Below are 22628 nucleotides of genomic sequence, written 5' to 3' on the forward strand. Positions count from 1 at the left end.
CGTGAAGGGTATGAAAGCACTCCTCGTTATTGACGTTCAAGAATCCTTCCGCCAGCGCGAGTCCTGGAACGCTGTCTCCAACCCGGATGTGGCGGCCCAGGTGGGCCGGCTCGTGGACCACTACCGGGCAGCCGGGGACGCCGTCGTCTGGATCATCCACAACGAGCCCGGCACGGACACGGTGTTCGATGCGGTGAACGGCTTCAATGTGCCCATCGCCCCACTGGCACCGGAAAAGGGGGAGCCGCTGTTCACCAAGACGGCCCACAACGCCTTCACCACCACGGGCCTGCAGCAGTTTCTGGTGGAGCGCGGGATCACCGAGCTGGCCGTGTGCGGGATCCGCTCGGAACAGTGCGTGGAAACCACCGCACGGGTAGCCAGCGATCTGGGCTACCGGGTGGACTACATCGTGGACGCGACGGCCACCATGCCGATCGAGCACTGGGATGCTCCGGCCGGCCGCAGCCTGGCGGAGATCATGGCGGACCCTCGCACGCTGGGGACAGCCGAGACCGTGGAGCGCACCTGCTATGCCCTCGCCGGCCGCTTTGCCACCATCCGCACCGTGGATGAGGCCGTCGGAGTACAGTGACCGGATATGACCGCCATAGTTCTCCCCCTCATGGACGGGGTGCACCTGCTGGACGTGGCAGGCCCGGCCCAGGTGTTCGGCGACGCCGCGCAGCTGGGTGCTGCATTCACGCTGCACTTCGTTGCCGACGCCACCACTCCGCTCGTCTCCGCGCAGGGCCTGCCCCTGGCGCCGTCGTCCGTATGGCCGGAGCTGGCCGAGGGTGACATAGTGCTGGTGCCCGGGGGAAGGGCGCCCACGGTGGCCGCGGCGGCCCGGTTGTCGCCGCCGTCGCTGGCTAAACTCCGGAGCCACTACGACGACGGCGGCCGGGTGGCCAGCGTCTGCTCCGGCGCCGTGTCGCTGGGCCTGGCCGGGCTGCTGGACGGGCGGCGCTGCACCACGCACCATGATCTGCAGCGGGGCTTGGCGGAGCGGTTTCCGAGGGCGCATGTAGTGGCCGATGTCCTCTACACCCAGGATGGCCGGATCCTTACCTCGGCAGGGATTGCCAGCGGCATCGATCTGGCGCTCCACGTCGTGGCGCAGCAGGAGGGTCCCGCCATGGCGGCGCGGGTGGCCCGCGGAATGGTCATGTACACGCGCCGCAATGGCAACGCCCCGCAGGAGAGCAGCATTCTGCGGCACCGCGCCCATCTCAGCGATGTGGTCCACCAGGCGCAGGACGTACTGGACGAGCGGTTCCGGGAGCGGCTGCCGCTGGTGGATCTCGCGCGCAGCGTGGGCGTCAGCGAACGCACGCTGACCCGGGCGTTCAGCGACGCGGTGCAGTTAACACCACTGCGCTACCAACAGCTGCTCCGGCTGGAGGAGGCGCAGTCCTTGATCCAGCACGGCAGCACGGTGGAATCGGCCGCCGCTGCTGTGGGCTTCGACGACGCGCGGATGCTGCGCCGTCTGCGGGCCCGCGCCGCCTGACCCAGGGAAGCGGTCCGGCCCAGCGGTGTCAGCCCTGGCGGTGTCCGGCGAAGAAATCCTTCAACAGGGCCGCGCACTCGTCCTCACGCACTCCCGGGTAGACCTCCACCCAGTGGTTCAGCCGGCGTTCGCGCAGCACGTCGAAGACGCTGCCGGCGGCCCCGGCCTTTTCATCCCACGCGCCGAACACCACCCGCGGCACCCGTGCCAGCACAATGGCCCCGGCGCACATGGTGCACGGCTCCAGCGTGACCACCAGCGTGCAGTCAGCCAGCCGCCATTCACCCAGCGCGGCAGCCGCCTCGCGGATGGCCACCACCTCGGCATGCGCCGTCGGATCCCCGTGCGCCTCGCGCTCGTTGCGGCCGGTGCCCAGCACCGCGCCGTCGGGCCCGATCACGACGGCGCCAATGGGAACGTCGGCCGTGGCCAGTGCGCCCCGGGCGGCGTCCAGGGCCATGCCCATCCACTTTTGGTGGGCCAGGGATGTGGGGCTGGACTCGTGTTGGCGGTTTTCCGGGGTTGTTGGCACGGCTCAATGGTAGCTTTTATCTATGCGCGTACTCGTTGCGGACCACCCGCTTGTAGCCCACAAACTCACGGTTCTTAGGGACAAGAACACCCCGTCGCCGGTCTTCCGGCAGCTGACGGAGGAACTCGTCACCCTGCTGGCCTACGAGGCCACCCGCGAGGTGCGCGTGGAACCCGTAAACATTGAAACCCCCGTCACCGCCACCGTCGGCACCGGACTGGTGAAGCCGACGCCGCTGGTGGTGCCGATTCTGCGCGCCGGACTGGGCATGCTTGAGGGCATGGTCCGCCTGCTCCCGACGGCCGAGGTTGGCTTCCTGGGCATGGCCCGCAACGAGGAAACCCTCGAGGCGATCACCTACGCAGAGCGCCTGCCGGACAACCTCACCGGCCGCCAGGTCTACGTGCTGGACCCGATGCTGGCCACCGGCGGCACCCTGCGCGAGGCCATCAAGTTCCTCTTTGCCCGCGGCGCTGCTGACATCACCTGCATCTGCCTGCTGGCCGCCCCGGAGGGTCTGGAGATCCTGCGCGAGGAGCTCGAAGGCAAGAACGTCACCATCGTACTGGCCTCCATCGACGAGAAGCTGGATGAGAACTCCTACATCGTTCCCGGCCTGGGCGACGCCGGCGACCGCCTCTACGGCGTCGTCGACTAACCAGCTCCAAACAGACATAACGAAGGGCCGGACGCTGCAGCGTCCGGCCCTTCGTTATGTCTAATGGGCTGCCCGGCCGACCGGGACCATACAGCGGCTTAGTACCAGTTGACGGATTCCGAGTGGGCCCAGGCGCCGCAGGGGTTGCCGTAGCGGTCCTTGATGTAGCCCAGTCCCCAGCGGATCTGGGTCTGGTAGTTGGTGCGCCAGTCGGTCCCGGCGGAATCCATCTTGGACGCCGGCAGGGCCTGCACAATGCCATAGGACAGGCTGGAGGGGTTCTCCGCCGTCGTGGTCCAATCGGATTCGCGCTGCCACAGGGGCACCAAGCAGCTCATCTGGTCCTGGCCCCAGCCGAAGGCGGCCATCTGGCTGGCGGCGTAGGCCTTGGCGCCGGCGGGGTCGTTGATGGCCCCACCGTTGGCGCCCAGGGGGGCCACGGCATCCGAGACGCCCTTGAGGGCGGGGACGTTGGTGGTGTTTTCGCTGCTGGAGCCCACGGTGGGGCGGGCGAAGGCCAGCGGGGCATCGGCCGCTGCCGTGATGTCGGCGTCGGCGCCGTCGGCCGAGACGGCGGAGGCGTCCAGCGGAGTGGTGGAGCTGGCCCGGGCGGGGGAGGCGCTGGCCTGTCCGCTCGGGGAGGTGGCGGCGCCCATGCCCACCAAAAGGGCTCCGGCGACGGCGACGACTGCCATGCGCTGGCCCGCGGCGGTGGGCTTCGGTGCGGCCGCCCAGAGCTGGCTGGCCAGCGACTGTTTGCGGGCGGGCAGGGCGCGGCGGCGCCCGTGGTGGGGTTTCGTGGACATGCGGGTGGCCTCTCTCGACGCCTGCGAGGTGAGCTGTCGGGTTCGGATGGAGAGCATCCGGCCGGGCGCAAGGCACCGGCTTAACCCCAAGGGCAACCACTAGGTGGAGGCCCGCAAATCGTGGGTCCCCCGTCTCTGCCAAAGATGTGAACGGGCCTCGGGCGGCGGCAGAGCTCGGCGAACCGCCCGTGGATGCCAGTGAGCCTGATGGCTGCAGACGGCACCCTCCCCACTGTACAGACCGGGAGGCGAATAGTCACGCTTTGGTAACGAAGATCAATGGTGGCGGGAACCGTGTGAGGCATTCGTCATTTACTTAGCATTGCTAATGACCTAGGCTAATAAGTACGACAACACTTTAGTGATACGCAACGCAGCCACAGGTAGATGACTTTGATGACGCAGGAAAAGCCCAAAAAAAGCAGTACGACGACGGCGGTGCCGCCCGCCCAGCCCAAGCCCAGGACACCCGCTCCGCTGCCGGTGGAGTTGAGGATTGCCATCATGCGCACCTCGCGCCGGCTTCGCGCCGAGGCCAGCTCCGACACCGTCTCGCCCGGCCAATATTCCGTTCTGGCCGCCGTCGCCCGCGAACCCATGACGCTGCGGGCCCTGGCCGACAGGGAGAACATCGCGGCTCCGTCGATGACGCGGATCGTCAATGCCCTAGAAGCCAGCAAGCTGGTGGAACGCACCTCGCACCCCACGGATGGGCGCCAGGTGCTGGTGGGCATCACCGGCGCCGGAGCCGCGGCACTGTCCGAGGCCCGCACCAAACGCACCGAATGGTTGGCCAAACGCGTGGCCAAGCTTAGTTCCGAAGACCGCGCTGTTTTGCGCCGCGCGGCCGCGATCCTGGCGGAGATGAGCGCAAAATGAACACAATGTTCCGTGCCCTGAAGGTATACAACTACCGGCTCTGGGTGGGCGGGGCATTGGTTTCCAACATCGGCACCTGGATGCAGCGGGTGGCCCAGGACTGGCTGGTCCTCACCGTGCTCACCCACAATTCGGGCACCGCCGTGGGCATCACCACGGGTTTGCAATTCCTCCCCATCATTTTCCTTGGACCCTACGCCGGAGTGCTGGCGGACCGCGTGAACAAGCGCAAGCTGCTGCTGGCCACGCAGACGGCCATGGGGCTGTGCGCCCTGGTGCTGGGACTGCTGGTGGTCACCGACACCGCCGTCCTCTGGCACGTCTACGCGCTGGCACTTGCCCTTGGTGTGGCCAGTGCCATCGATGCGCCGGCCCGCCAGGCCTTCGTCTCCGAAGTGGTCTCCACCCGCGACGTGCCCAACGCCGTCGCCCTCAACAGCGCCTCCTTCAACCTTGCCCGCTTGGCAGGCCCCGGCATTGCCGGCTTGCTCATCGCCTGGGTGGGGACCGGCGCCGCCTTCCTGCTCAACGCCGCCAGCTTTGCCGCGGTGATCATCTCGCTGGCCAAAATGCGCTCCGCCGAACTGAACCCCGTCGAACGCGTGCCGCGCCGCAAGGGGCAGATCCGCGAGGGGCTCGCGTACATCCGCCAACGGCCGGATCTGATGATGATCATGGTGCTGGTCTTCCTGGTGAGCACCTTCGGGATGAACTTCCAGATCACCAACGCGATGATGGCCACCGAGGTCTTCCACCTGGGCCCGGGGGAGTACGGGCTGCTGGGCTCCATCATGGCCATCGGCACTCTGGCCGCGGCCCTGCTTGCCGCCCGGCGCAAGGGCACCCGGATGCTCTACGTGCTGGGCGGAGTGCTCAGCTTCGCGCTCTTCACCGCCATCGCCGCCACCATGCCCAGCTACTGGCTCTACGCGATTGCGCTTATTCCGGTGGGTCTGGCGGCGCTGACCTTCATGAATGCCTGCAACACCACCGTGCAGCTCTCCACCGACCCCGCCATGCGTGGACGCGTGCTGGCCGTCTACATGGTGGTGCTGCAGGGCGGCACGCCGCTGGGGGCGCCGCTGGTGGGCTGGATCGGCACCGAATTCGGCGCCCGCTGGTCGCTGGGCATCGGGGCAGTGGTGGCTTTGGCTGCCGGAGCCATGGCTCTGGCCATGATGAACAGGCGCAACGGCGTCCGGCTGCGGGACCAGCTGGCTGATCTGGCTCCGGTCCGGCTCCGGCACGCACTGCACCACTAGAGGCGCAGAGCGGCTCCTGTCCGGCAATCAATCCGGGCAGGACCGCCCCGCTGTCCACGCGCGCGTGGACAGCGGGGCCCAGCTGGCAATAGCCATCACGGGTCATTCCACGCGGAAGGACTCGAGCACCGTCAACTCCATGGTTGAGGGATCGAGGCTGATGTAGTCACCGGTCTTGATCTGCTCGAACGCCTCGAGGGCAAGGCCGCTGGCAATTGGAATCCCGGCGGTGACGGCGCCCTGGACCATGACGGGGTTGGTGTCGCCGAAGACCAGGCCGGCAAAGCCGACGCCCCGGGCCTCCATGGCCAGCAGTGCCCAGCCGGCCGCGACGCCGCCCTGCACACCCGGGGCCAGAAAAATCTTGCCCTTGATCGACTCGCCCTGCAGTGGGTGGCCGATGCGGCTGATGACGCCATTGACCCGGTCTAGGTCATAGCGGGCGCTGAACGGAACCGGGCTGACCAGGGCTTCGCCTTCGATGGTCTTTCCCACGGCGCGGGTGAGGTTGAATTTCATGTCAGTTGCCCTTCTGGGTGGAGACTGCCCCGCTGGCAACGAGGGCAACGGTGGAAGCCAGAATGCACTCGGCCGTGGTCAGGACGGTTGGCGTGTAGCCATGTGCCTTGACGATGTTGGCCAGCTTGGCGGAATTGGTGGCCAGAGTGTTCCAGCCGAAGGACTTGCGCTGCTGTGCGGGGTCCATCAGGTACCAGCAGGTGTCCTGGAGGATGGATGCGCCCGATCCGGTGATGGTCTGCAGCAGGCCGGTCCGTTCGGCCTCGACATAGACGCTGCGGTTCGTGGTGATGATCATCTTGGTGCCCTCGCGGATCTTGCGGCCTTCAAGTTTGAGGGCCAGGTCCTGGATCTCGAACATGGACAGCTGTGGAGCCGTGAACACCACCACGTCCGGGGCGAGGTCGTCGGGGGAGTAGCTGCCCATGAACTCCTCCAGGTCGGCCTGGCTGAATTCCCCCTCGCCCAACAAGCCACGTTCGCCGCGCGCCATGTCCAGGGTGGAGGCTTCAGGAGTCTGTCCGACGATGTGGAACATGGCCATGGAACCGTAGCTGGCGATGGCCGCAGCCAAGTGTTTCAGGGCATCTGAGCTTGGAATGACGCCGTCCGGGAGAACGAATGCCACTACGTTGTCGTAGCCGCGGTATCTGGTTCCGGCCACGGCGCCAAGTGCGCCCCAGTGCGCAAGGTCTCCCATGGTGGCCGCAACTCGGACGATGGCGTTGGCCTTGCGGTTTTCGTCGAGGTGGAAACCGTAGGCCGGCGTGCGGCCGGTCATCCCTGCAAGCAGGGACGCGGTGCCGGATTCATAGTTGGTGCGGGCACCGAGGACGGAGTTGGCGTATGCCACGGTTCCGGTATCGCCCCAGGCAACATGTTCACCTAAGCGGGGCTGGTAGAGCGTCTGGTAGCCGATGCACGTATTGACGGCCATGACGCCCAGAGCCGTCAGCTGCTTGCGCACTCCGATTTCCCCCTGCGCCAGTTCCTTGGACTGTTGGAAGCTCTCCAGATGCTCCAGATCCACACAGGTGGCATTGCGGCTGGTGGGAATTGCGGTGCGCAGCCCCGCAGCGGTGAGGCGGGCAAGATAGGCCGCCCCAGCGTCGCCGAACACCTCGGGATCCCCCATGAAGTGCGCGTTGCTGACAGGGACCATCCGCTCGGCGCCGAAAAACTCGCCAACTTGGATCTGTTCGCGGAAGGCATCCGCAAGGGCATCTCCTCGAGCCAGGATGTCCTGCTCTTCATCGGTAAGGTGCATCGGTGTCTCCTCAAGCTTTGAGATATGTTTAGATACGTTTCAGTACCTTTATAGACCTGCGATCCTTCGTCCGCAAGTACCCGGCCCCAGTAGGCACTGCCGGATCGTCACATACTTCCTTGAAATACCGGGATTTATGCCGATGGTGGCGGGCGGGTTTGGAAACTTTTCGGCAGACCTTGCGACCCAGCTCACAATTGGCTACGGTTACCACAATACGTATCCATACGTCTTACCAACCCCTAGTGCGGTCCACTGGTCAGGAGCACGTCAATGACGACACAGCCGGCCGCCGGTGCCAGCCGCTTGAAGGAGCAAGGCATGAGCGTCACTCTTCCAACCCAGGAGAAGATCGTCTTCTCCCAGGTCGACAAGCTATTCGCTTCACCGTCCAAGACGGGCGACCAAGTCCGTGCCCTCGTCGGGTTGGACTTGACCGTCCACAAGTCCGAAATCGTCTCCATCGTCGGCCCCACCGGGTGCGGCAAGTCCACGGCGCTGAACATGGTGGCCGGCTTTGATGCCCCAACCAATGGCAGTCTGCGCCTCGACGGGAAGGCCATCGTCAAGCCCGGTCCGGACCGGGCCGTCGTGTTCCAGCAGGCGGCCCTGTTCCCGTGGATGAATGTCCTCGAGAACATCACGTTCGGCATCAAGTCCCGCGGCGTGGCCAAGGAGCAATACATGGCCAGTGCGGAAAAGCTGATCCGTGCAGTAGGACTCAACGGCTTTGAAAAGCACTTCCCGTACCAGATTTCCGGTGGCATGCAGCAGCGCGTCCAGATCGCCAGGGCGTTGATCTCCAACCCCGAAGTCCTCCTCATGGATGAGCCATTTGGTGCGCTCGACTACCAAACCCGAATCCTCATGCAACAGCTGCTGCTGGAGCTGTGGCGCGAATTCAAACCAACCATCCTTTTCATCACACACGACGTCACCGAAGCCATCTACATTTCGGACCGCGTCATCGTCATGGGCGCCCGCCCCGGCCGCGTCAAACTGGAAGTCGCAGTGGAAGAGCCGAAGCCCCGCTCATTGGATTTCCTCACCTCCGAACTATTCACTGGGCTCGAACACCAGATTCTGGAGACAGTCCAACACGAAGCCACCGCCTCCCACGCGGCCCACTGACAGGAGCACATGAAATGCTGAAGAAGAAACTTCTGGCCGCTGCGGCAGCCGCCCTCGTCCTCGGTTCCAGCCTGACCGCCTGTGGCAATGCAGCCGAGGCCGGCTCAAACAACGCGGCATCGGGGGAGGCCATCAAGTTCAACTGGGGCACGGCCCAAGGCTCGTACCTTGCTTTCTACGTTGCGTCCGAGCGTGGCTACTTCCAAGCCGAAGGACTCGACCCGACGTTCCAGGTGTTCCAGACCGGCACCCCGCTGCTGGCCGGCCTCGAGAGCAAAAGTCTGGACATTGTTACGACTGGCCTGGCCTCCGTGTTTGCCCTTGGACAGGGCATCCCGCTGCGGTACATCACCCTCGAGGGCGATGCTTCCTCTGCCGAAGGCCTCGTAGTCGCCAAGGACTCGCCCATTGCCAGCGTCAAGGATCTTGCCCAGGCCGGAAAGATTGGCGTCCCCACAGGTACCTGTGCCCAGGTGTCCGCCTACCATGCGGCGGCCGCTGCCGGCCTGAAGTACTCGGACCTGGACACCGTCAACATCAGCCCCAACTTGTTCGCCAACGCCTTCGAAAGCAAGTCCATCGGTGCCGGCTTCAGCTGGTCTCCCTATCTGGTGGACCTGGAGCAGCAGGGCAACAAGCTCATCGGGTTTGACACGGAGTGGGTGCCCGGTGGTGGCGCCTGCCCCGAAATGCACGCCGGCCGCCCGGAATTCCTGGACGCCCACCCCGAAGTGCCTCAGAAGATGCTCCGTGCCCTAAGCAAGGCCCGCGCCGATATCAACGCCGACAGCAACGTGGCCACGCAGGTCCTCATGAAGCGGCTCAGCGTCAGCGAAGCAGTCGCCAAGGAGACCGCCCGCCGCTACATCGCAGCCCAGCCGACGCTCCAGGACGAACTGGATGCCGGAACACGTTTTTCCTTCACCGATGAGAAGGGGCTCCTGGCCCAACTGACCCTGGCCTCGGAGACGTTCGCCCAGCTCGGTGTCATCAAGACCCCAGTTCCTGTGGACACGCTGAAGGCCGCCCTCGACTCCCGATACATCAAGGCCGCCGTGGCCGCAGGAGTGAAGTAGCCATGGTCGTGACAAATGTAGTCAAACAGCAGGCCCCTGTCGGGGTGGACGCGGAGACGAGCAAGCCGTTCCCCAGCGTGGCCATCTCGCTCATCTCCCTGGGTGCCATCATGGCGGTCTGGTTCGTCGTGACGAACACTGGGATTCTGGGCCCAAAGCAACTGCCGACGCCCCAGGCACTTGTGTCACGCTTTCTGGAATTGATCAAGGACGGCTACCAGGGCTCCAGCCTCATGGGCCACATCACCACCAGCCTGACGCGTACCCTGAGCGGCTTCGTGATCGGTTCGGTCGTGGGCATCGTCGTCGGTCTTGTAGCCGGCTACAACAGGGTCATCTCGGCGGCACTCTCGCCCATCATGTCCTTCATCCGGCCCATCCCGCCGATCGCGTTCATCCCCATGGCCGTGCTTTACTTCGGCCTGGGCGAGACCGGCAAGGTCATCCTCATCGCGGTGACGTCATTCAATTACACAGTGGTCAACGCCCAGTCGGGCGCAGCCGGAGTTCCGATTGCCTACCGCCGGGCGGCAGCGACCCTGGGTGTCAGCAAGACCCAGGAATTCTTCAAAGTCATCGTCCCGGCAGCACTGCCGTCCATCTTCACCGGACTCAAGACGGCCCTCGCACTGAGCTGGGCTGTGGTCGTGGCCGCGGAGCTCGTCGGCGCACAGAAGGGCCTGGGCTTCTTGATCAACCAGGCCGCACTCTTCTTCGACATCCCCACTGTCTTCATAGGCATCATCCTGATCGGCATCATCGGACTGTTGCTGAACCTGGCCCTGAGCCTGCTGGAGAAGAAGCTGGTCCACTGGCGGGGAAGAGGCTGATTCCATGAATTCGAACGCACATTTCCGGCACTTCGCGGAGCGTGCAGCGGCGGGCGAGCCCGTTCTGCCGCAGTGTGGGAGTTGCCAGGCAGTCTTCATGCCGCCCCGGGCCGTGTGCCCGGAGTGCGGCACCCCCGGACCCGGGTGGGTTCCTGGGGCGGGCGCCACAGGAACCCTGTACAGCTACACCGTGGTGGAGTCCAGGGAGGGGCCGATCATCATCGGCCTGGCCGAGCTGGACATGATCACGGAGGGCAGCAAGTTCTACGCCAGCGTCCTGGGCATCGACGCCGGGGACGTGGCGGTGGGACAGCGGGTCCGGCTGGATACTGCGGAGAACGAGGACGGCGTGCTGGTGCCTGTCCTGATGGTGGAAGGTGGAACAAAATGACCGATGTGGCATTGGCCGGCATGGGGATCGCGGAGACCTGGGCCCCCGGCCACCGGGACACCATGGATGTCATGGCGGACGCTGCGCTGAAGGCGCTCGCCGACGCCGGGCTCCGCCCCGGTGATGTGGACGGCGTGTTCACCGCAACCGCCCAGGTCATGCTCCCCACCCTGGCCCTGTCTGAATATCTGGGCATCCAGCCCCGGTACCTCGATTCAACTGTCCACGGCGGTGCCTCCAACCTCTCCCACATCCACCACGCCATCGCCGCCATCCGTGACGGCAAGTGCGAGGTGGCCCTGGTGGTCTACGGCAGCACGCAGCGCACCGCGCTGAAAGCCAGTGGATCGCGGCCTGCCGTAGCCAGTGTTCCACCGGTCGAGTCGCTGGCCTCGCCGATGTTCCCCATTTCTTCCTACGCGCTGATGGCCCAGCGCCACATGGCTGAGTTCGGCACCACCCGTGAACAGCTCAGCTCCGTGGCCGTTGCGGCCAGCCGCTGGGGGTCCCTGAACCCCGCGGCGCAGCGCCGCGACATTTTGACGCACGAAGAGATTGTCGCCTCGCCCAAGCTGTCGTCACCGTTCCACAAGCTCGACTGCTGCCTCATCACGGACGGTGCCGGCGCCGTCGTCGTCACCACCGCCGAGCGGGCACGGAAACTGAACACCAAGGCTGTGCAGATCAACGCTTCAGCCGAGTTCAGCGGCCACGAAGGCGTGATGGCCATGAAGGACCTTGTCAGGACCGGCGCCTCCGTGACGGGCCGCGCGGCCTTTGAGATGGCAGGCATCGGCCCCGGCGACATCGACGTCGCCCAGGTGTACGACGCCTTCACCATTAACACCATTCTCCTGCTGGAGGACCTCGGCTTCTGCCCCAAGGGCGAGGGCGGAAAATTCATCGCCGAGGGCAACATCGACCCAGGCGGCTCGCTGCCCACCAACACCAGCGGCGGAGGATTGTCCTTCTCACACCCCGGCATGTTTGGCATCTACACAGTGCTGGAAGCCATGGCGCAGCTGCGCGGCGAAGCCGGCGGCCGCCAGGTGGCCAACGCCCGCCGGGCCGTTGCCCACGGCATCGGCGGCACGATGTCGGCACATTGCACCCTCGTCTTGAGTAACTGAGCCACCAGAGAATTAGTAGGAGAAACCCCACATGGATCGTTTGTTCAAACCCCAGCGGATCGCCGTGGTCGGCGCATCGGCCAACGAAGACGCCATCGGCGGAAAGCCGATCAAACAGCTCAAGAGCCACGGCTTCAAGGGCGAGATCTTCCCCGTCAACCCCAACCGCGACACCATCCAGGGCATCCCGTGCAGCCCCTCCGTGTCGGCCCTGCCCGAGGGCATCGACCTGGCGATCATCGCCGTGGCGGCCCCACGTGTGGCTGCCGTGATCGCGGAGTGTGGAGAACGTGGAATCCCCTTCGCCGCGGTCATCAGCTCCGGCTTCGCCGATGCAGGTGGCGACGGAGCCGTCCTGCAGGAGCAGCTGCTCGAGGTGGCAGCACAGGCAAATGTCAGCATTCTGGGCCCGAACAACGTGGGCTTCATCAACATGGGTGCCAGCGTCTACGCTGGCTTCGGCGCGTTCTTCGACTACAACTTCAATGCCGGTCCGGTGGGCTTTGTCACCCAGAGCGGTGGCGTGGGCGGTTCGCTGTTGACGGTGGCCGACGAGGAAGGCATCGACTTCGGCTATTTTGTCCACACCGGAAACGCCGCGGACATCGACATCGAGGGCGTGCTGGGACACTTCCTCACCGACCCGGACATCAACACCATGGTGGCCTACGTCGAGGGCCTTGGCGACGATGCCCAACTTAAGTCCATCGCCTACTCGGCCCTCGCCGCCGACAAGCCCCTGTTGGTGTGGAAGGCCGGCCAGTATGCGAGCAGCATGTCCGCCGTCGTCTCCCACACCGGCCGCCTCGCCGGCGACATCGACCGCTACCGGGCCATCTTCGACAAGTACGGCGTGGTGGAGGTCAACGACACCTCGGACATGGTGGACGTCCTCCGTCTGGCCCAGAGAAGCTACCGCCCGGCCGGCGGACGCATCGGTGTCGTCTCCGTCTCCGGCGGTGCAGGCGTGGTCGCAGCCGACTACCTAGAGGGCTCGGCAAACCTGTCCCTGGCCGACCTTGGCGAGGAGACCGTCGGCAAGATCGCCGCGATGCTGCCCACCTTCGCCACGGCCCGCAACCCGATCGACGTCACGGCCCAGATCTTCAACGAGCCGGATCTGTTCGAACGGGTCGTCTCGGTGCTGCAGGAAAACTCGGCCGTGGACCAAATCCTGGCCTGCGTCGCCTCGGTGCACAGCGCCGTCGGCGTCCAGATTGCGGAGGCAATCGTTGTCGCGGCCGAAACGCTCAAGCTGCCCATCGTGGTCTCCTGGGCCGCCCGTGACAGCTTGAACGCGGAGGCCTTCAAGCTGCTGAAGAACGCCAACATCCCTGTCTTCCGCAGCCCGGAGCGCGCCCTGAAGGCCATGGACTCGATGACCTCCTTCACCAACGCCCAGGCAGGCCTGCCCAGTTTGTTGGACCCCGCAGCCGCCTCCGGCACCGCCGAAGGGGAGAAGCGGGGATGGGCCCGCTCCGTGGAGTTCGATGTCCTCAACGCCCTCGCCGGCTATGGCGTCACCATCCCGGCCCAGCGGCTGGCAGCCACTGCCGAGGAAGCCGCCGCCGCGGCCGAAGCCGTTGGCTACCCCGTGGCCGTCAAGATCCAATCCCCTGACATCCCGCACAAGGTGGCGGCCGGCGGGGTGCGGCTGCGCCTGAAGAATGCCGCCGAAGTTGCGGACGGCACCACGGAAATCTTCGACGCCGTCGCCACGCTGGGCGCCATCGAGTCCCGCGGCGTGGTGGTCCAGAACATGGCTGCACCCGGCACCGAACTCATCCTCGGATACATCCGCGACGCAGCACTGGGCGGATTCATCCTCTGCGGCCAGGGCGGTTCTGACGTGGAAGCGGTCAGTGACCGGGTGCTCATTCCCACACCGGCCACCCCTGCCGAAATCCTCGCCGGTCTTGAGTCGCTGCGTGTTCTAAAGGAGACCAAGGCCAGCGGCGCCGAGCTCGAAAAGGTGGTGGGCGTCATGGTGGCCCTCCAGCGGCTCGTGTCCGACTCCACTGGCGCACTCCAGGAAGTGGAGATCAACCCCGTCATCATCAGCGCAGGCAACGTCACCGCCGTCGATGCCCTCGCCGTCCAGGCCTGACGCGGCCGGGCACCAAGACCGAAGGAACGAGAACGAAAGTGGAAACTAAAATGACTGAACAGGCCCCCACCCTCACTTTCCAGGAACTGGACAGCATCCTGGCGATCATTGACGCCGCCCCGCGTGACGGCGAAGTCAAGATCACCGTCGGTGATGTGACGCTCGAGATCGCCACCCGCAGCAGCTCCCCGGCAGCGCAGCCGGCAGCAGCCACCGCCCCTGCGACGGTGGCTGCTGCAACACCCGAAGCAGCGCCTCCGGCACCCGCAGTCCCGGCACCGGCAGTCGCGGCACCGGCCCCCGCCGCGGCAGCTTCCGCCGCCGCCGATGGCGACGATCTTGGCGGCCTCACCGCCATTCCGGCGCCAATGACAGGCGTCTTCTACACCAGGCCCAACCCGTCCGCCGAGCCGTTCGTCGCTGTGGGGGACACTGTTGTCAAGGGCCAGGACCTGGCCATTGTGGAGGTCATGAAGCTCATGAACCGCATCGGATCCCCGGTGGATGGCATTGTCCGCCGCATCTGCGCCGAGAGCGATTCCCTGGTGGAGCATGGCAGCGCGCTGTTCTACATCGAAGCAATCGGTGGGGCTGCCTGATGAAGCGGGTGCTCGTTGCCAACCGGGGCGAAATCGCGGTCCGGATCATCCGGGCCTGCCAGGAGTCCGGCATCGAAAGCGTTGCCGTGTACTCCGAGGCGGACCGCGATTCCCTCCATGCCAAGCTGGCGGACCGCGCCGTCTGCATCGGCCCACCGCGCCCGGGCGAGAGCTACCTCAGGCCCGAAACCATTGTCCAGGTCGCCATCTCCACGGGCTGCGATGCGGTCCATCCCGGATATGGCTTCCTGGCCGAAAACGCCGGCTTCGCCCGGATGTGCGCCGAGAACGGCCTCATTTTCGTCGGACCATCGGCTGAAGTGATCGACGAACTCGGCGACAAGGTCTATGGGCGCCGTCTGGCAGCCGCCGCGGGAATCCCCGTGGTGCCGGGGACCGGCGACAAGCCGGCCACGTACGAGGACCTCGTGGAACTTGGCCGCACCGGCGGCTACCCGATCCTGATCAAGGCCGCTGCCGGCGGCGGAGGGCGCGGCATGCGCATCCTCCACGACGAGTCGGAGGTCCGTGCCAACTTTGAGGACGCCCAGGCGGAATCCCTGTCCGCGTTCGGCAGCCCGGTCATCTTCGGTGAGCGCTTCCTCACCCGGATCCGCCATGTGGAGGTCCAGGTGATCGGCGACCACAGTGGCAACGTCCAGCACGTCGGCACCCGCGACTGCAGCGTCCAGCGCCGCTACCAGAAGGTCATCGAGGAAGGCCCCGCGTCCAGCATCCCGCTGGAGTCCCGGCACCGGATCGAGGCCGACGCCGTCAAGCTCGTCTCCCAGCTTGGCTACGTCGGTGCAGGAACGGTGGAGTTCGTGGTGGACATGGACACCGGCTCGCACCACTTCATCGAGATGAACACCCGCATCCAGGTTGAGCACCCGGTGTCCGAAATGGTGTCCGGCTTCGATTTGGTCCGCGAGCAGCTCTGGGTGGCAGACCCCGAAAACACGCTGTCCTTCACGCAGGAGGAAGTCTCGCTGCGGGGCCACGCAATTGAGCTGCGCATCTGTGCGGAGGACCCGGCCAACGGCTTCATGCCGTCCCCCGGGCTCATCACCGAGCTGGTGCTGCCCGGCGGTCCGGGCATACGCGTGGACACGCACTGCGTGCCCGGTTGGAAGGTTTCCCCGTTCTACGACTCGATGATCGCGAAACTGATTGTCCACGACGTCGACAGGAACCATGCCATCAGGCGGGCGCTTCGGGCCTTGGACGAGACCACCATCGGTGGCCTGAAGACCAACATTGAGTTCCTCAAGGCCATCCTGGGCCACGAGGACTATGCGGCCAACGAAGTCCACACCAAATGGGTCGAGGAAAAGCAGGGCGAACTGCTCGGCCAGCGTTCCGGCCAACTGCAGCCCACCTAGAAAGACGGAGTTCACCATGTCTAAGAAAGTAAGCATTGAAGACATCACCATCCGCGATGGTGTGCAGTGCCTGTGGGCGACTCGTCTGACCACAGAGGAAATCATCCCGATTGCCACCACCATGGACCGGGCTGGGTTCGAGGTGGTGGACGTTGCCGGCGGGGCGATGATGGACACCTCCATCATGTACCAGCGCGAAGACCCTTTCGAGCGCATCCGCCTGCTCAAGAAGCTCATGCCGAACACGCTGTTGAACTTCAACTCCCGAGGCCAGAGCGTGTTCCGCTGGACCCAGTACCCCGACGACGTCGCGGAACTGAGCATCCGGACCTTCGCCGAGAACGGCATCGGTTCGATCATGCTGTTCGACCCTCTGAACGACATGCGGAACCTGGCGTACTCGGCCAAGGTCTCCAAGCAGCTGGGGTTGTACGTTATCGGCAGCGTCACCTACACGGAGAGTCCATACCACACGGACGAGCACTTCATCGAGAAGACCAAGGAACTGGTTGACATGGGCGTGGACGCTGTGTCGCTCAAGGACCCCAGTGGATTGCTCACCCCGGACCGGGGCCGCATGCTGCTCAAGCAGATGCGCTCAGTCCTGGCCGGCCAGAAGCTGCAGCTGCACTGCCACACCTCCACGGGCACTGGGCCAGATGTCCACAAGGCTGCCATGGAACTGGGCGAAGACGCGCCGGACGTCTTCCACGGGGCGGTCCCGCCACTGGCGTGGGGGACCTCGCATCCCTCGCATGAGTTTTTGTTGGACAACTTGGAGCAGCGTGGCTTCACTGTCGACGTCGACCGCCAGGCGATCAGGGAGATGGAACACTACTTCACCCTCCTGGCCCGCAAACGTGGTTTGCCGACCAGCCACGTGGCAAAGCACGACCCGGAAATGCTCAAGCACCAGGTCCCGGGCGGCATGCTCAGCAACCTCCGCCAGCAGCTGACCGACCAGGGCATGGTCCACCGCCTTCCCGAAGTCCTGGACGAGGTCAGCCGCGTGCGCGCCGATCTCGGCTATCCGCTGCTGGTCAGCCCCATGGCCCAGTATGTCGGTATTACCGCCGTACTCAACGTGGTCACCGCGGACCGGTACTCGGTGGTTCCGGATGAAATCCGCAACTACCTGCTCGGCTACTACGGCACCCCTCCCGGCCCCGTGGACGAGAATGTCCGCGACAAGGTCACCAAGGGTGAGGCAGCCATCACCAAGCGCCCGGGCGAAGTGCTCGAACCGATGGTGGAGAAGTTCAAGGCCGAAAACGGCCCGTTCGAGACCAACGAGGCCCTGACGCTGGCCCTGTTCTATTCCAAGCCGATCCTTCGCGACTGGAACCTCAAGGACTGGAATGGCTACCGGGGTACTCCGAAGGATGCCTTCAGCTACCTCATCGACTCCGTCAACCGCAACACGAGAATCAGCAACTTCCGGCTGACCAACCCGCAGAAATCCGTCCACTTCAGCTTTGACGCAACGTAAGGAAAAGACCATGACGAACAACAACGCATCAACAGCACTCCGCCCCGCACTGGGCTCCCTTTTTGACCTCCACGGCCGCAAAGCACTCGTGGTCGGCGCCGGTGGCGGCCTGGGCCTGGCCGTCTCCCGCGGCCTGGCCACGTTCGGTGCAGACCTCATCGTGGCCGAGCGCAATGCCGAACTGACCGACGCTGCTGTCAACGCACTGCGCGAGGAGGACCTGGACAGCACCGGCATCCCCGTCGACATGACCTCCACCGCGGCCATCGACGCCCTTGTCGACGCCCATCCGGACGTTGACGTCCTGGTGATCACGCCGGCCGTCCTGGTCCGCAAGACCCTGCTGGACCACACCGAGGACGAGATCGACCTCCAGATGGACCTCAACATCAAATACACCCTGCTGCTGGCCAGGGCCTTCGGAGCCAAGATGGCCGAGCGCGGCCGCGGCTCGATCATCACCTTCTCGAGCATCCGCGCCTCCGTGGTGGAGCCGGGTTCGGGCATGTACGCCGCCACCAAGGCAGCTTTGGTGCAGCTCATGCGGACGCTCGCCGTCGAGCTCGGCCCGCAGGGCGTGAGAGTCAACCTCATTGCACCGAGCCCCGTGGCCACGCCGCTGACCGCGGATGTCCGCTCCAAGCAGGAATGGGTGGACATCGTGGCCAACCGGTCCATGCTGCGCCGCTGGGCCGAGCCGGAGGACTTCGTAGGGCCGGTGCTCCTGCTTGCCTCCGACGCCGGGGCCTTCGTCACCGCCAGCAACATCGCCGTCGACGGCGGCTGGACCGCCACGGACGGCCTCGCCCGCATCGAGTAGCGGCTGCGCGGCGGCGTGCACGCCCTTCGCGTGCACGCCGCCGCAACCGGCACACCCATCGTGGTGGAAGAATCTCAAGAGAAGCCACGCTGCGGCACCTTATCTCATTGCCTGCGTGCTAGCATCAGTCATCTCGAGATGTAGTGAAACATTACTTCGAAGGTCACAGCAGGTGCCGGACGGCGCTGGATAGGACGTGTGATGAACGGGCGAGTCGACAGCGCCGGCGCGGCAACCGGGGTACTGCAGCGGGACAGCCCTGTCGCCGTGTACCAACAAATGGCGGACGTTCTGACCGAGCAGGTCAGCAAACTGCATGCAGGTTCGCGCTTCCACACCGAAGAAGAGCTGATCGAGGACTACGGCGTCAGCCGTACCACTGTTCGCAAGGCAATCCAGACGCTCGTGGAGAAGGGGCTGCTGGTCCGGCGCCAGGGCAAGGGCACCTTTGTCACCTCTCAGCGGCCCATCCAGTCGCTGAACCGGCTGGCGCCCTTTGTGGAGTCTTTCACCGCGGCAGGCATCACCCCTGTTGTCAGCCTTCTCGAGTTCAAGTGGATCGAGGACGGCGAAGCTGTCCCGCCACAGATCGTCTCCGACGACAACTCCTTCCTGATGGTCCGGCGCTCCTATTTGAGCGAGGGCAAACCCTACGCAGTTGCTGAAATCTATCTGCCCTCCTCCATTGGCAAGTACATCAGCCGGGCAGACGTCGAACGGCACCCCATCTACCAGGTGATCCAGGACCGCACGCAGCACCAGCTCGTCCATGCGGAGATCGTGGTCACGCTTCAACCCCCGCCCGAAGAGCTGGTCGACTTGCTGGATGTCAGGTCCTTCCAATTGATCCCCCGTCTGGAACGCACCACCTTCGGGCCAGGCGGTGAAGCACTGGAGTGCACCATCACCCACTTCCACCCGGCAGGGTTCGAAATCCGGGCTGACGTGGCAACGGATGCCCCATCCACCTACGACTACACCTTCAGCACCGACAAGCCCTAGCTGTAGTTCCCACCGCCGCTGCCATGCTTGAAAGGCCCGATTCCGCCACCGGCGGGATCGGGCCTTTCCATTGCGATGCAGTCCGATGCGCTGCCTGCGCCGGGCTAGATCTCGATGTTCTGTGTATCGCGGATCCACGTTCTGATGGTCTTTGCGCCGCTGGCTGCCGTGTGCTCGCGGGCGGCCTGCCACTCGGCGGATTCGTAGGCGGCCTGCGCGGCATCCCAGTCGGCGAACTCCAGGTAGTCGGTGCCGGCAATCTGCGGGTCGTTGCCGTACTCGTCAAGGTCGGCCAGGTTGATCGTGTAGCTGAGCAGCCCGGGCATCTTCTTGGCCAGAGGGGCGTGGTCTTCCAGCCACCAGCGGTGCTGTTCGGCGAGGGTCTGCTCGTTGCGGAAGAGGATGATGGCGATCTTTGCCATGGTGGTTCCTTTCAGAGTGGGTCGAATTGCGGCGTCGGGCGATGGTGGAACTAGAGGGCCTTTTGCAGGCGGAGGATTGCCTTCTCTGGACGGATGAGAACCATGGCCATGGTGCCACTTACGATGAGCAGAACGGCGAGGAGTCCCCAGGCGTGCTGGTATCCCTGGGCCGGAGTGGCCGCGGCGTCGATCATCAGGCCTGTCACGTAGGGCCCCACGAGGCCGCCGAAGGTCAGCAGCGCCAGGAACGTGCCCTGGACAGCGCCGCGCTGGCTGTCGGGGACGATCTCGGCCAGGACCACCATGGCCACGGACTGGATCATATGGCCGAATTCGAAGCCGATGACCAGGGCAACCACGGCGATGATGCCTTGGGGGCCCCATGCCAGGGTGGCGATGGCGATGCCGGAAAGAACCACGCCGGCACCGCCGAAGACTCCGCGTGCAAGCCGGCTGGAGACGCCGCGGTCCATGAGCCACTGCGAGGCCACCGCTTGGAGCATCAGGCCGCCGGCACCCACCAGCCACGGCAGCACGATGATAGTGCCCACCTCTGTGGTGCTGAAGCCCATGACTGTGTGCAGATACGACGGTACCCATGCCACCAGTACGGCCAGGGACCAATAGTGGCAGAAGCACACGAAGAGCGCCCCGAGGAAGGTGCCGCTGCGGAACAGCTGCCAGTAGGACACCTTCCTGAGCTGCTTGGCGGCGGCGTGCACCGCTGCCTTCGTGGCGCCGGCCGCACGGACCGCCCCTGTCCCGCCAGCCGCCGCGGCAGAAGAGTCCGTTGGAATGGCGACGGCAGGGGTGCCGGGCTTGGCGCGTGACGAGAGCGGGCCTTCCTTGCCGATGAATAGCCAGACGACGCCCCAGACGGCGCTGCAGGCGCCCAGCAGGGCGAAGGCGACGTGCCAGTTGTAGTGGGTAATGATCCATGTCAGGCCAGGTCCGGCCACAACGACGCCGATGGTGGAACCGGCCGTGATGAGCGCCGTGGGGATGTTGCGGCGGTTGTTGGGGAACCACTGGTGGGCAGTGTGGATGGCGAGGGGGTAGGCGGGGCCTTCGCCAGCACCCAGTGCGATGCGGCTGATCATCAAAGCTGTGAAGCTCACGGTGCCAGCGACGGGAACGAGGGCGATGGTCCATACGGCGGCCAGGACGATCAGCAGCCACTTGGAGGACATTCGATTGGAGATGAAACCGACTCCGAGCGCTGCGACGCTGAAGAGGAAGTAGAAGGCACTGGCCAGCAGGCCGAACTCCGTGGCAGTGAGTCCGAGTTCTTCGCGGATGGGCCCTGCAGCCAGACCGATGACGGCCTTGTCGCCGAAGTTGATCAGGATGAAGAGGAACAGCAGGCCGACGATCACCCAACGGCGCCGGAAGGATTCCTGCGGACGAGGTGCTGTGAGGCCGCTCCCCGGCAAGGGTGTTTCAGAACTGCGAAGTGCCACAGGACTCCTTGTGCCTGGCGCAACGCTGCGCGGCTGGATCGGCGTATCAGTGCTTCGAAGACGAATAGATCTCCCTAAGTAGGAAATGTTATGAAACGTATCTTGTCAAGGGTGCCCCATTGACAGTGCGGGCCTGGCGGCGTCCCGGGCGCGACTCTGCACCCGGGACGCCGGGCTCCGCCGCGTCCGCCTAGAGTGCGGCCAGGAGCTGCTGCATGTCCTTGATCTCGGTGTCCTGGCTGCTGGCGATCGCCGTGGCGAGGGCGACGGCGTCGGCGTTCAGGCCGGCGGCCACCTCGGTCCTGGCCATCTCGATGGCACCCTCGTGGTGGGCGGTCATCTGGGCAAGGAACAGCTTCGATGCCTCGGTGCCCTCGGCGGCGGCCAGCGCGGACAGCTCCGCCTCGGTCAGCATGCCGCTCATGGTGTGCCCGCCGCCCATGGTCGTGGGCTCGCCCCAGGTGGCCAGCCACCCGGTCAGCGTCTCAATTTCCGGTGCCTGGGCGTCCTTGATTTTCAGGGCGAGGCCGCGGACCCGCGGATCGAGTCCGCCCTTGGCCAGCATGGCCTCGCTCATTTGAACGGCCTGCGCGTGGTGCGGGATCATCATCTGGGCAAACATCGTGTCCGCCGCGTTGTGGCCAGCCGACTGCTGTCCGCCGGTCGTCGACGACGGAGCGGCGGACGACGCGGAGCCGTGCGTCGAGTGGTCCATGCCCGGCATGGAGCCGGTGTCGGTGGTGGCGCTGCAGCCCGCGAGGGCAATGGTGGCGGCGAGGGCAGCGGTGGAAAGTGTCACAAGCTTTTTCATGGTGCAGTCCTTCTCTGGGGTTCTCGGGAAGCGCGGGCGCCAGGAGGCGCGGCGCAGTCAGGATGGTCCGCCGGTGGGCGGGGCAAGGCAGCGGCCTATGTCCTGCTGATCGAGAGCTCGTCCAAAGTGGGGCTGTCGGGAATGTAGCTGTAGCCACTGGCTTGCCCGACGGCGCCCGCGCGGGGTTGTGGAGCGCCGGAGGCAGCGGGGGAGAGGTGGATGCCCGGAGCCCCCGCCAGAGGGATGCAGCCACCGGCCATCGCCATCCCCGTGGAGCACCCGGAGGCGCAGTCGCAGGCGGGCGCTGGATCTTCGTCATGCGGGATGTCACCCCGTGAAGCGTGTTCGGCCGCCGCCTGGACTGCGGGCACAGCGTGGCCAGCTGCTGTGTGGACCCCGCCCGCTGCTGTGGGCGCCGGAAGGCCGTTGAGCGCGTGCATGCCCAACACTCCGCCGGCAATGGCCAGGACGAAGGCGGCAAGGGTGAGCCGAAACAGCCAGGATCCGGCGCGGGTCCCGGGCTGGGGACGGAGCATGGAAGC

At 65.4% G+C, this 22628-nt stretch carries 24 protein-coding genes and 1 riboswitch; of the genes, 16 read left to right on the top strand and 8 right to left on the bottom strand.

Annotated elements, in window-relative coordinates; genetic code table 11:
• Positions 1-10 precede the first annotated feature (10 nt).
• Both K254_RS0119720 and K254_RS0119725 read left to right on the top strand, forming a co-directional pair.
• On the top strand, positions 11-595 hold the full coding sequence (locus tag K254_RS0119720) for a cysteine hydrolase family protein (RefSeq protein ID WP_026556795.1): 585 nt from the start codon (positions 11-13) through the stop codon (positions 593-595).
• A 6-nt stretch (positions 596-601) separates the two neighbouring features.
• Complete coding sequence (locus K254_RS0119725; protein WP_026556796.1) at positions 602-1513, top strand: GlxA family transcriptional regulator; 912 nt, start codon at positions 602-604, stop codon at positions 1511-1513.
• Positions 1514-1541: 28 nt separating this feature from the next.
• On the opposite strand, the gene tadA is transcribed toward K254_RS0119725, so the two are convergent.
• Positions 1542-2045 carry a tRNA adenosine(34) deaminase TadA gene (tadA, locus tag K254_RS0119730; protein ID WP_442853066.1) on the bottom strand — a complete coding sequence of 168 codons (504 nt, stop codon included), beginning with the start codon at positions 2043-2045 and terminating at the stop codon, positions 1542-1544.
• 22 nt (positions 2046-2067) lie between these two features.
• Between tadA and upp the strand changes: the two genes are divergently transcribed.
• On the top strand, positions 2068-2703 hold the full coding sequence (gene upp / locus K254_RS0119735) for a uracil phosphoribosyltransferase (protein WP_026556798.1): 636 nt from the start codon (positions 2068-2070) through the stop codon (positions 2701-2703).
• Positions 2704-2801: 98 nt separating this feature from the next.
• On the opposite strand, the gene K254_RS26375 is transcribed toward upp, so the two are convergent.
• On the bottom strand, positions 2802-3509 hold the full coding sequence (locus K254_RS26375; protein WP_051389425.1) for a hypothetical protein: 708 nt from the start codon (positions 3507-3509) through the stop codon (positions 2802-2804).
• A 4-nt stretch (positions 3510-3513) separates the two neighbouring features.
• Positions 3514-3672: riboswitch (cyclic di-AMP (ydaO/yuaA leader) on the bottom strand.
• A gap of 224 nt (positions 3673-3896) precedes the next feature.
• Between K254_RS26375 and K254_RS0119745 the strand changes: the two genes are divergently transcribed.
• Positions 3897-4388, top strand: a complete 492-nt coding sequence (locus K254_RS0119745; protein WP_231391922.1) for a MarR family winged helix-turn-helix transcriptional regulator — start codon at positions 3897-3899, stop codon at positions 4386-4388.
• Positions 4385-5650, top strand: a complete 1266-nt coding sequence (locus K254_RS24375; RefSeq protein ID WP_035750395.1) for an MFS transporter — start codon at positions 4385-4387, stop codon at positions 5648-5650. The genes K254_RS0119745 and K254_RS24375 overlap by 4 nt, the downstream gene beginning before the upstream one ends.
• A 102-nt stretch (positions 5651-5752) precedes the next feature.
• Here the strand turns inward: K254_RS24375 and K254_RS0119755 are convergent, their stop codons facing one another.
• Both K254_RS0119755 and K254_RS0119760 read right to left on the bottom strand, forming a co-directional pair.
• Positions 5753-6169, bottom strand: coding sequence for an aconitase X swivel domain-containing protein (locus tag K254_RS0119755; RefSeq protein WP_026556800.1), 417 nt, complete (start codon positions 6167-6169; stop codon positions 5753-5755).
• Position 6170: 1 nt separating this feature from the next.
• Positions 6171-7436, bottom strand: a complete 1266-nt coding sequence (locus K254_RS0119760) for an aconitase X catalytic domain-containing protein (protein ID WP_026556801.1) — start codon at positions 7434-7436, stop codon at positions 6171-6173.
• Positions 7437-7757: 321 nt separating this feature from the next.
• Between K254_RS0119760 and K254_RS0119765 the strand changes: the two genes are divergently transcribed.
• From K254_RS0119765 to K254_RS24390, 11 genes are all read left to right on the top strand, one after another.
• A complete protein-coding gene (locus tag K254_RS0119765; protein WP_035750397.1) occupies positions 7758-8567 on the top strand; it encodes an ABC transporter ATP-binding protein in 810 nt (269 codons plus the stop codon).
• 14 nt (positions 8568-8581) lie between these two features.
• Positions 8582-9643: an ABC transporter substrate-binding protein gene (locus K254_RS0119770; RefSeq protein WP_026556803.1), complete on the top strand. Its 1062-nt coding sequence runs from the start codon at positions 8582-8584 to the stop codon at positions 9641-9643.
• Positions 9644-9651: 8 nt separating this feature from the next.
• Entirely contained in the window at positions 9652-10473 is an 822-nt protein-coding gene (locus K254_RS0119775; protein WP_196811016.1) for an ABC transporter permease, read from the top strand.
• A 4-nt stretch (positions 10474-10477) separates the two neighbouring features.
• Positions 10478-10864, top strand: coding sequence for a Zn-ribbon domain-containing OB-fold protein (locus K254_RS25505; protein WP_081710274.1), 387 nt, complete (start codon positions 10478-10480; stop codon positions 10862-10864).
• Positions 10861-11994 (top strand): acetyl-CoA acetyltransferase, encoded by a 1134-nt coding sequence (locus tag K254_RS0119785; RefSeq protein ID WP_026556806.1) that lies wholly within the window; start codon positions 10861-10863, stop codon positions 11992-11994. The genes K254_RS25505 and K254_RS0119785 overlap by 4 nt, the downstream gene beginning before the upstream one ends.
• Before the next feature lie 31 nt (positions 11995-12025).
• Positions 12026-14101: an acetate--CoA ligase family protein gene (locus tag K254_RS0119790; protein WP_081710275.1), complete on the top strand. Its 2076-nt coding sequence runs from the start codon at positions 12026-12028 to the stop codon at positions 14099-14101.
• Between the two features lie 50 nt (positions 14102-14151).
• Positions 14152-14700 (top strand): acetyl-CoA carboxylase biotin carboxyl carrier protein, encoded by a 549-nt coding sequence (locus K254_RS0119795; RefSeq protein WP_051389426.1) that lies wholly within the window; start codon positions 14152-14154, stop codon positions 14698-14700.
• Positions 14700-16082: an acetyl-CoA carboxylase biotin carboxylase subunit gene (locus K254_RS24380; protein WP_035750398.1), complete on the top strand. Its 1383-nt coding sequence runs from the start codon at positions 14700-14702 to the stop codon at positions 16080-16082. The genes K254_RS0119795 and K254_RS24380 overlap by 1 nt, the downstream gene beginning before the upstream one ends.
• A 16-nt stretch (positions 16083-16098) precedes the next feature.
• A complete protein-coding gene (locus tag K254_RS24385; protein ID WP_196811017.1) occupies positions 16099-17571 on the top strand; it encodes a pyruvate carboxylase subunit B in 1473 nt (490 codons plus the stop codon).
• A 10-nt stretch (positions 17572-17581) separates the two neighbouring features.
• Complete coding sequence (locus K254_RS0119810) at positions 17582-18391, top strand: SDR family NAD(P)-dependent oxidoreductase (protein WP_051389428.1); 810 nt, start codon at positions 17582-17584, stop codon at positions 18389-18391.
• 201 nt (positions 18392-18592) lie between these two features.
• Positions 18593-19393, top strand: a complete 801-nt coding sequence (locus K254_RS24390; protein ID WP_051389429.1) for a GntR family transcriptional regulator — start codon at positions 18593-18595, stop codon at positions 19391-19393.
• 104 nt (positions 19394-19497) lie between these two features.
• On the opposite strand, the gene K254_RS24395 is transcribed toward K254_RS24390, so the two are convergent.
• From K254_RS24395 to K254_RS0119835, 4 genes are all read right to left on the bottom strand, one after another.
• Positions 19498-19815 carry an EthD family reductase gene (locus K254_RS24395; RefSeq protein WP_035750400.1) on the bottom strand — a complete coding sequence of 106 codons (318 nt, stop codon included), beginning with the start codon at positions 19813-19815 and terminating at the stop codon, positions 19498-19500.
• A 50-nt stretch (positions 19816-19865) separates the two neighbouring features.
• A complete protein-coding gene (locus K254_RS0119825) occupies positions 19866-21275 on the bottom strand; it encodes an MFS transporter (RefSeq protein ID WP_196811018.1) in 1410 nt (469 codons plus the stop codon).
• 190 nt (positions 21276-21465) lie between these two features.
• Complete coding sequence (locus K254_RS0119830) at positions 21466-22086, bottom strand: DUF305 domain-containing protein (RefSeq protein WP_026556811.1); 621 nt, start codon at positions 22084-22086, stop codon at positions 21466-21468.
• 95 nt (positions 22087-22181) lie between these two features.
• The gene (locus K254_RS0119835) at positions 22182-22622 is read right to left on the bottom strand and encodes a DUF6153 family protein (protein ID WP_026556812.1); all 441 of its coding nucleotides are present in this window, start codon (positions 22620-22622) and stop codon (positions 22182-22184) included.
• Positions 22623-22628: the final 6 nt, after the last annotated feature.

It is taken from the genome of Arthrobacter sp. 35W, from assembly GCF_000482545.1.
Lineage (GTDB): Bacteria > Actinomycetota > Actinomycetes > Actinomycetales > Micrococcaceae > Specibacter.